The 1,600-nt window shown below is 69.2% G+C and carries 1 protein-coding gene; it reads right to left on the reverse strand.

Features of this window, described 5'->3' with window-relative positions; all coding sequences use genetic code 11:
- The coding region (locus tag BLW47_RS24525) for an endo-1,4-beta-xylanase (protein WP_245737095.1) at positions 1–1,045 on the reverse strand (1,045 nt) is incomplete at its 3' end.
- Between the last annotated feature and the right edge of the window lie 555 nt (positions 1,046–1,600).

Genomic DNA, 1,600 nt, shown 5'->3' on the forward strand with positions numbered 1-1,600 from the left:
TGGGCCCCGGGACGCCCGGCCCTCCGGCGTTGAGCGCGTTGAGCACCGCGGTGTATGCGGGTTTCCGGTTGCCGCTGGCGTCGAACAGCAGGGGGTTGTCGTTGCGCCAGGAGTCGCTGTCTCGGATGCCCCAGACGGTGATGCCGCTGCAGCGGGTGACGGCCAGGCAGGCGCGGGTGACGCCTTCGTAGATGCTGGCTTGGTTAGATCCCTGGGCGACATCCAGTTCGGTGATCTGTACGTCGACGCCGAGGTCGGCGAAGCGTTGGAGGTTGGCCTGGTAGTCGCCGGGCAGCGTGGTGCCGAGGTGGGACTGGAAGCCGACGCAGTCGATGGGGACGCCGCGGGTTTTGAAGTCGCGGACCATGGTGTAGATGCCGGTCGACTTCGCGTTGATGCCGTCGGTGTTGTAGTCGTTGTAGCAGAGCTTGGCGCCGGGGTCGGCGGCGCGGGCGGCGCGGAAGGCGGCCTCGATCCAGTCGTTGCCGGTGCGTTGGAGGTTGGAGTCGCGGCGGCCGCCGCTGCCGCCGTCGGCGAAGGCCTCGTTCACCACGTCCCAGGAGTGGATCTTCCCGCGGTAGTAGCTGGCGACCCGGGTGACGTGGTTGATCGCGGCGGTGCGTAGGGCGGAGCCAGAGAGGTTCTGTGCCCACCCGGGCTGCTGCGAGTGCCACAGCAGCGTGTGTCCGCGCACCGACATGCCGCGGGACAGGGCGTGGTTGACGATCCGGTCGCCGTTGCTGAAGGTGAAGACGCCCTGCTGGGGCTCGGTGGAGTCCCACTTCATCTCGTTCTCGGCGACGACCGAGTTGAACTCGCGGTTGAGGATCGTGACGTACTGGCTGTCGGAGAGGCGGTGCGCCGCGACTGCGGCGCCGAAGTAGCGGCCCTTCTCGGCGGCCGACGTCCCGAGGGTGGTACCGGCGGTGGCGGCGCCGGTCGGGGCGACCAGGGTGGCGAGCAATGCGCCGACGGAGAGCAGCGCGAGGAGTGCGCGCCTCGGTCGGGACCGGCGGTGCCGGCGCGGTCGGACCGGTGGTGTCACGGTGGCTCCCTGGAGGTCGTCGGGAACAGTTGTGTGAGCGATAACATAGATGACCATAAGGTTGCCAGAACGTGTCGCCTTCATCAATAGCTCGGAGAATCGCTTCGTCGGCGGTGCGAGGTGTCGCAGTGAGCAGCGGTATCCAGATCGACGAGCATCGCTTGACGGGTGGTGTCGTTAACGCTAACTTCACGAGCGGGTCACGTGGGCCGCCGGGAGCCTGATGATGCACCGCCGCCTGCAGGGGCGGCTTCGACGGTGTGGGGCCGTGGCGCGGCCGGAAACCATGCGAACGGTGGCCGCACCCCTCCTCGCACAACCTCCCGACGTGCTGACGCCACCACCGGACCCCGGCACACCTGCCAGGGCGCCCGGTGCGTCGCGCGCGCGGGTGACCACGATCGAAGGAGTGGAACATGAAAACCACCGGTGAGGCCCGTCCAGCCGCTCCGCAACGACGTCGCTGGCGATCAGGGCTGGCTGGAGCGGCGGCTGCGGTCGTGGCGGCCGGCACGCTCGTCGCGGCGAACGCGGCGCCCGCGGCGGCGGCGACCG

It is taken from the genome of Micromonospora pattaloongensis (assembly GCF_900107255.1).
Taxonomy (GTDB): Bacteria; Actinomycetota; Actinomycetes; order Mycobacteriales; family Micromonosporaceae; genus Micromonospora_I; species Micromonospora_I pattaloongensis.